The organism is Amycolatopsis sp. lyj-108, from assembly GCF_046549005.1.
Lineage (GTDB): Bacteria > Actinomycetota > Actinomycetes > Mycobacteriales > Pseudonocardiaceae > Amycolatopsis.
Genome location: NZ_JAJPWQ010000025.1, coordinates 1 through 6,303 on the forward strand (window position 1 = coordinate 1; position 6,303 = coordinate 6,303).

General features: G+C 65.2%; 6 protein-coding genes. 4 read left to right on the forward strand and 2 right to left on the reverse strand.

Annotation, left to right across the window (positions count from 1 at the left end; translation table 11 throughout):
- The first annotated feature begins 302 nt into the window (after positions 1 to 302).
- Entirely contained in the window at positions 303 to 767 is a 465-nt protein-coding gene (locus ACLJO0_RS43970; protein ID WP_410585837.1) for an SUKH-3 domain-containing protein, read from the forward strand.
- Between the two features lie 33 nt (positions 768 to 800).
- Here ACLJO0_RS43970 and ACLJO0_RS43975 read toward each other — a convergent pair whose 3' ends face one another.
- Positions 801 to 932: a hypothetical protein gene (locus ACLJO0_RS43975; RefSeq protein WP_410585838.1), complete on the reverse strand. Its 132-nt coding sequence runs from the start codon at positions 930 to 932 to the stop codon at positions 801 to 803.
- The gene (locus ACLJO0_RS43980) at positions 929 to 1,597 is read right to left on the reverse strand and encodes a hypothetical protein (protein ID WP_410585839.1); all 669 of its coding nucleotides are present in this window, start codon (positions 1,595 to 1,597) and stop codon (positions 929 to 931) included. The genes ACLJO0_RS43975 and ACLJO0_RS43980 overlap by 4 nt, the downstream gene beginning before the upstream one ends.
- A gap of 258 nt (positions 1,598 to 1,855) precedes the next feature.
- Here ACLJO0_RS43980 and ACLJO0_RS43985 point away from each other — a divergent pair, with 258 nt between their 5' ends.
- From ACLJO0_RS43985 to ACLJO0_RS43995, 3 genes are all read left to right on the forward strand, one after another.
- Entirely contained in the window at positions 1,856 to 4,228 is a 2,373-nt protein-coding gene (locus ACLJO0_RS43985) for an McrB family protein (RefSeq protein WP_410585840.1), read from the forward strand.
- 19 nt (positions 4,229 to 4,247) lie between these two features.
- On the forward strand, positions 4,248 to 5,393 hold the full coding sequence (locus ACLJO0_RS43990) for an McrC family protein (protein ID WP_410585841.1): 1,146 nt from the start codon (positions 4,248 to 4,250) through the stop codon (positions 5,391 to 5,393).
- Positions 5,394 to 5,748: 355 nt separating this feature from the next.
- Positions 5,749 to 6,114, forward strand: coding sequence for a hypothetical protein (locus tag ACLJO0_RS43995; RefSeq protein ID WP_410585842.1), 366 nt, complete (start codon positions 5,749 to 5,751; stop codon positions 6,112 to 6,114).
- Positions 6,115 to 6,303 lie beyond the last annotated feature (189 nt).

A 6,303-nucleotide genomic window follows, 5' to 3' on the forward strand; every position in this document is an offset into this window, starting at 1 on the left:
CCACCGCACCACCTGGGCCAGCATCAGCGCCCTGCTCACCGACACCGCCGAACGCCTCGACAACTACCCCACCGCCGTGCAAGACCCGCCCAATCCAGGTGACCCGGCCATTCGCGACGACGGAGCGTTGACCTGGACGTAAACCCTCGGTCGCAGGCGCGGGGCGTCCAGACCGATAGTTCCCGCCGTGCCGATCATGGTATCGGCAGAAACTGCTGGTGCTGCGGCGTCTACGCGCGGACAACCCACGTCGACGACGGGTACCTGCCGGTTAGGGTGAAGGTTCCTACTCAGAAGGTGACGTGGCGGACGGGCGAATGACCAGGTTTTCGGCAGAGGTTGAACACGTGCTCCGATCGGCCGGCTGGGCGCCGGCGAGGCGTGTTAATACTGCGGTCTGGCGGGACACGCTGGAAGCTGACGGACTGGTGCACATGCATGAGGCCGCTGAACGATTTCTCGCCGAGTTCGGCGGCTTGCGGGTGAACCTCAGCGGGGGCGGCATCTCGCGCATGCGAGAGCCTTTCGAGCTGAATCCCGCTGATGTCGAGTCAGAGGCGGACAGGTTCGCCGACTGGGGCATCCATCTCGGTATGAACCTCTTCCCGATCGGCGAACTCGATCGCGGTCGCTGTTTCTTGGGAATCTCGGAGTCAGGTGAGATCGTCCTCGTTGAAACCTGGGTGGCGAGCTTCGGAACCAGCGATACCGCTCTGGAAAACTTGATTCTCGGTGTCGCACCACAGGTCATTGCGGAATCACCATGACGGAGTTGGGATATGACGTAGTGCCGCTCGTAGTTAGATGAGCACTGCGGCAAGGATTTTGTCGTCGTGGCGTTTCGCGCGCGGCAGCGCCCGCGCGACGGGATCGACGTCGTCTTCCCAGGTGTGGCAGCGGGCCAGGATGTCGTGCAGATCTGCCGCTGTCATCGCGCTGATGGTGGGCCAGTCGGTGATGCCCAGGTGCTGCGTGGGTGTGTAGGCGCCGTCCGTCGCCACGATCGCCCACGGAATCTGCTCGACGGGGATGGTGGCGCGATGGCCTGGTAGGCGGCGGCCGGGTCGGTTTCAGCGATCCAGTAACCGCCGGGCCTGTTGCGGCGTGCCGCTTGCTGCCGCTGGAGTGCGACCAGCAGTCCGCGGTGGATGTCGTCGAATCCCGTGCCGGCGGCGAGGCGCTGTTTGTACTGCCGGCGTTCGGGAATGTCGAGGTGGCGGAGTCGGGGATCGGTGATCGTCCGGCCGGGCAACACCACCAGGTTGTCGCCGAGCATGAGCACGTCCACGTGTTCGTCGCGGTGGCGCAGGATGGTCACCGTGCTGGACGGGGACCTACCGGTGGTCAGGCTCAGCTGGATCGTGGCGGCGGTGATCGCGTCGGCGAGGGCGTCGGCCAGGTCGACGCCGGAATCGCCATCGAGGCGGTCGCGAAGGTGCCCGCCAAGGGTGTCGGCATAGGTGGAGGGACTGACCGGCACGGGGGCGTGGGCGCTGGCGCCGTCGAGCACGATGACGGCGTCGCGGGTGGTGAAGACTTTGTCGTCGCTGTCATGGAGCGGCGGGTTTTGGGCGACGCTGACGTGGACGGCGTTCATCGTTCCGGTCGGGTCATGCGGCGCGCCAGATCGCCGACGAACCCACTTGGACAGCGCAACCATCAGCACAGCTTCTCGCCGTCACCGACGCGGCTAGCCACCGCAGCGCTCTCGACCACCTTCCCCAACCACGGGACATCACTGGAGCCGGGCACACCAGAAGAGGCTGGTGAAAGCACCTGCGGCAGCACAGGAACTAGCTCTGTAACGGAATCTGGCAGGGTCGCAGCGGAACGCCATTTCTGATCTCATGGCGGTATGACCCGGACGAGGCTTCCTTACCCTTCCGCTCAACCGGTGTACGCGGCGGCGCAGCTGTGGCGAGACCGGTGCCTGCTCGACGATCTCAGTCTCTTCGAGGACGACAATGTCTCCACCCTGGAGAACACCGAGATCCTGGTCCGGGACTACGTGCAGCAGCCGGACCTGGGCACAGGCACGTTTCTCGGCAAGCTGAGCGGGCAGCTGGCGACGTCGCCACCGGGCGCCGTGCGGCTGGCCGCGGAACTGTTGTACGTGCACTTGCTGATCGCGCGGAGCTCCGCGATCGGCGGCCAAAAGAAACTGGAACTGGTCCGCGGTGTACTCGGTTTCGTCGACGGCGGCCACGATATTCCGGAGAACCTCGCCCGCACGCTCGACTCCGGACTGATCAACCCCGGCCAGGGTTTCAACAACTACCGGTGGCGCCAGTACGCGTATCTGATCGAGGCAGTCGCGGCACTCAAGGGACTCTCCGTCCCGGACCGTCGCCGCGTGCTCGAGGAGCCTCGCGCGTTCGTTCAGCTCCTGGACGGTCTCGAGGACAACGGCGCGGCGATCCAACGGTTCGCCCTGGAACATCTGCTCTTCCCGGACGTGTTCGCCCCGGTCGTGAGCCGCGAACACCGCCAGAAAATCCAGACAACCTGGCCCCATCTGGCCGGCCCAGCCTCCGAAGCGGCGGCCTTCCGCGTCTCGTCAATAGCCCACGGCCTGACCCCGAACGAGCGATGGGGCACTGACGAGTTCGTCAATTTTTACCGATCGCCCTACGTGTGGGACTGGGGCAAACCCAACCAGCGCTGGAACGCCCTGGTCCGGTGGGGGCAGCGGATGCAACGGTCGATCGACCTCGAGAGCCACGAGCGCGACTACAAAAACGATGGTGCCTCGGCAGTGCTGACCGCCAGCGCGTCACACGACACCTCTGCCCTCACGTTTCTCCGACAGCACAAGGTGGTCGACAGGCGTACCGTCGACAGCTTCTTGCGCTGGCTCAACGAAGCCGAGGACGGCTGGGACATCCTCGGCGGCCTCTGGATAGACGCCGGCCCCGAGTCAGTGGACCGATTCCTAGCCAACCTCCCCCGATCCGCTGCGGACGGCGCCGGGGCACGGCTCAGCTTGGCATCCGTGCTGCTGGGAGCGGACGACGTCGGCCACTACCCGCCGTGGCGGGCACGGGCGGTCGATCTCGCATATCGCCTTACCGGCTTTACCAAGCCGGAGCCGGCCGCGACAGATGGTGAGCGATACGAGGCGTTCCTGGTCTTCCTCGATCAGGTCATGGACGCGTTCCGCCGCCACGGCACCCCGTTGTCCGACCGGCTTGACGCACAATCGATCATCTGGGCGCTGATGACTTACGACCCTCCCGAGACCTGGACAGAGGAAGAGACCGCCGCGTTCCGCGACTGGCGCCGCGGCACCGGCGCGGTGCCGCCGCGACTCCCGGCCACACCGGCCACAGATGACGAAGGCGGACCCGTCACTGTCGAAGAGCCTGACAGTCCGCTGAGTGAAGTCGCCGAGCGCCTGTATCTGGACGAGGCGTTCCTCGACAAGATCGTCGCCCTGCTGAAGGACAAGAAGCAGGTGATCTTCCAAGGCACTCCAGGCACCGGCAAGACCCATGTCGCCCGGAAACTCGCCGAGTGGCTCGCCGGTTCAGCGGACCGGGTGCGGCTCGTGCAGTTCCACCCCACCTACTCCTACGAGGACTTCGTCGAGGGCTACCGCCCCCGCCAGGACGGGAACGGCTTCACTCTCATCTCGGGACCGTTGCTCACCATCGCCGAGCAGGCGCGCAAGAACCCGGACCACGACCACGTCCTGATCATCGACGAACTGAACCGCGCCAACGTCGCCCGCGTGTTCGGTGAGCTCTACTTCCTCCTGGAATACCGCGATCAGAACGCCCACCTGATCTACCGCCAGCAGCCCATCACCCTGCCGCCCAACCTGCTGCTGATCGCCACGATGAACACCGCGGACCGGTCGATCGCCCTGCTCGACAGCGCGCTGCGGCGCCGGTTCTACTTCGTGGACTTCGCCCCCCACACCGAACCCGTGGCCGGAGTACTGCGCCGCTACCTCGACAAGCACCAGCACGACTACCGGTGGATCGCCGACGCGGTCGAGAAGGCCAACGAGAAGATCGCCGACCCGGACGCCGCCATCGGCCCGAGTCACTTCTTCCGGGACACGCCGATCGACGACGCCTGGCTCGAGCTGCTCTGGGACCACGCCGTCCTCCCGACACTGCGCGACCACTTCCACGGCCGGACACACAAACTGGAAGAACTCTCACTCGCGGCTTTACGCAAGGAGGTGACAGGCGGCGCCGATGAGGACACTCCACTTTCATGAGTACCGGGAGCGGCGCGACGTGCCGCTCACGCCGGCCGAAGTCACCGTCCTGCGTGCGACGTTCAAATGCCTGGTGACGCGAACCGACAACGGCGACGGACAGTACAACGTGCGGGCCCAGGACCGGGTCGGCATGGTCATCGTCGGCGACACCGCGATCGTCGTGGCCCCGAAGTTGCCCATCGCCCGAGTGCTGTTCCTGATCACCCATGCCGTGGATCCGTCGTGGACGGACGAGGCCGCGCTCGGCACCGCCGAATCCTTGACCGACGCCATGGCGGCGGTCTTCACGCACATGTGTGACCAGGCCGTCCGGACCGGTCTCCTCCGCGGATACCGCGACCATCGCGAGCGACTCCACACCGTCCGCGGCCGCATCGACTTCACCGAACAACTGCGGGTGTCCCCGGGACGTGACCTCCCGCTCGCGGTGACCTACCAATCACACGACGAGGACATCCCCGAGAACCAGCTGCTGCGCACGGCACTCGACCTGCTGGCACAGGTCCCGATCAACTCGAACGACGTCCGCCGATCGATCGCCCGGCTACAGCGCATGTTCGAGTTGGTCACTCCGGTCCCCCGCAACCTTGGGTCGTTACCGGTAGTCCGATGGACCCGGCTCAACGACCACTACAGGCCGGCGGTCGAGCTCGCCCGGCTCATTCTCCGCGGCACCGAGCCCGAGCTCGGCCCAGGAAGGATCACCGTTCCCGGGTTCGCCGTCAGAATGACAGAGGTGTTCGAGAAGTTCGTCCGCACAAGCACCCGGCGGGCGCTCGGCCTGGACGAACACAACTTCCCCGCAGGTGCTGACTCGGCACTTCACCTCGACCACAGACGAGTACTGCACGTCCAGCCGGACTTGAGCCACTGGATCGACGGCCACTGCCGCTTCGTCGGCGAACTCAAATACCGCCTCGACACCGGCCACGGCGACGCACAACACCTCTACCAAACCCTGGCCTACGCGACCGCGGCCAACCTGCCCGACGCGACCCTCATCTACGCCGACGGCCCACCCGCTGGCACAACCCACCTCCTGCCCACCGCCGGAATCCGCATCCACGTCCGGCACCTGGACCTGAACGTCGACCTCGACCGACTACTCGGCCAGATCGACGCGCTCGCACATCACATCAACGAACTCACTATGCCCCCTTGAGCACACTAGCGCCGTTGCGGGGACCACGCCCTGTGTTCGACCTGGGGCAGCGCATGGCGAAATGCCAGTGGCGCAGCACGGCTCCCTGAACGTCGCGACACTCTTGCCGTCCACTGAACGATTTCATGCACCTCCCAGCCGACCGAGAACCAGAACAACCGCAGCGTTACATCCGAATAGCAGAAGATCTCGACGTCGACTCATCGTCACCGTTACCAACAATGATCAGCCTGCTCATGCGAGCGCTCCGGGCCCCGATACGCAGCCTCCCCCTCGAGAAGCTACGTTCGCTGAGGGGCGTGAGGCAGCAGCTAAGACCGGCGCCCACTCCTACGTGTCGCCCGCCGAAGCCGCCGTGCGGCAGCAGATCGAAGAACTCGGGTCGGCGAACAACAGCAAGCGGGTCGCCCAACAGGATCCGCCTCAGCCAATCATCGACACCTGCCGCAACGACCCTCGGGCCGATGGCGGCAAGGGCCACGTATTCCACTCCACCATGCACTACTTTCTACCGCCAACCTGCGGGGCCGATGCGGGAACCGGCTCCGACGGTTCCTCGGACACGTCCATGATCCCCACGGCGCACATGTCCCGCCAACGACTCGGAACTGTAGGCGGAGACGCGTTCCTCGATATTGAAGACGAGCCCAGCATGATCAACGACGTAATCTCCCGCAGTCTGCTCACGGAACCGGGAAGCTACGCAACGGTCACCTCCTGACGCCGCGCAACACCACCGTACCGATGCCGTCTCCATGCCGGACACTTCGTACGCCTAGAATTATTGGCACTGCGCCAATCCGAGATGGCGTGGCATGACCTAGCGGAAGGCACTTTCGATGGCACAAAAGGTATCCGTCCAGATCGTCGACGACATCGACGGTGGCGAAGCCACCCAGACCGTGCCCTT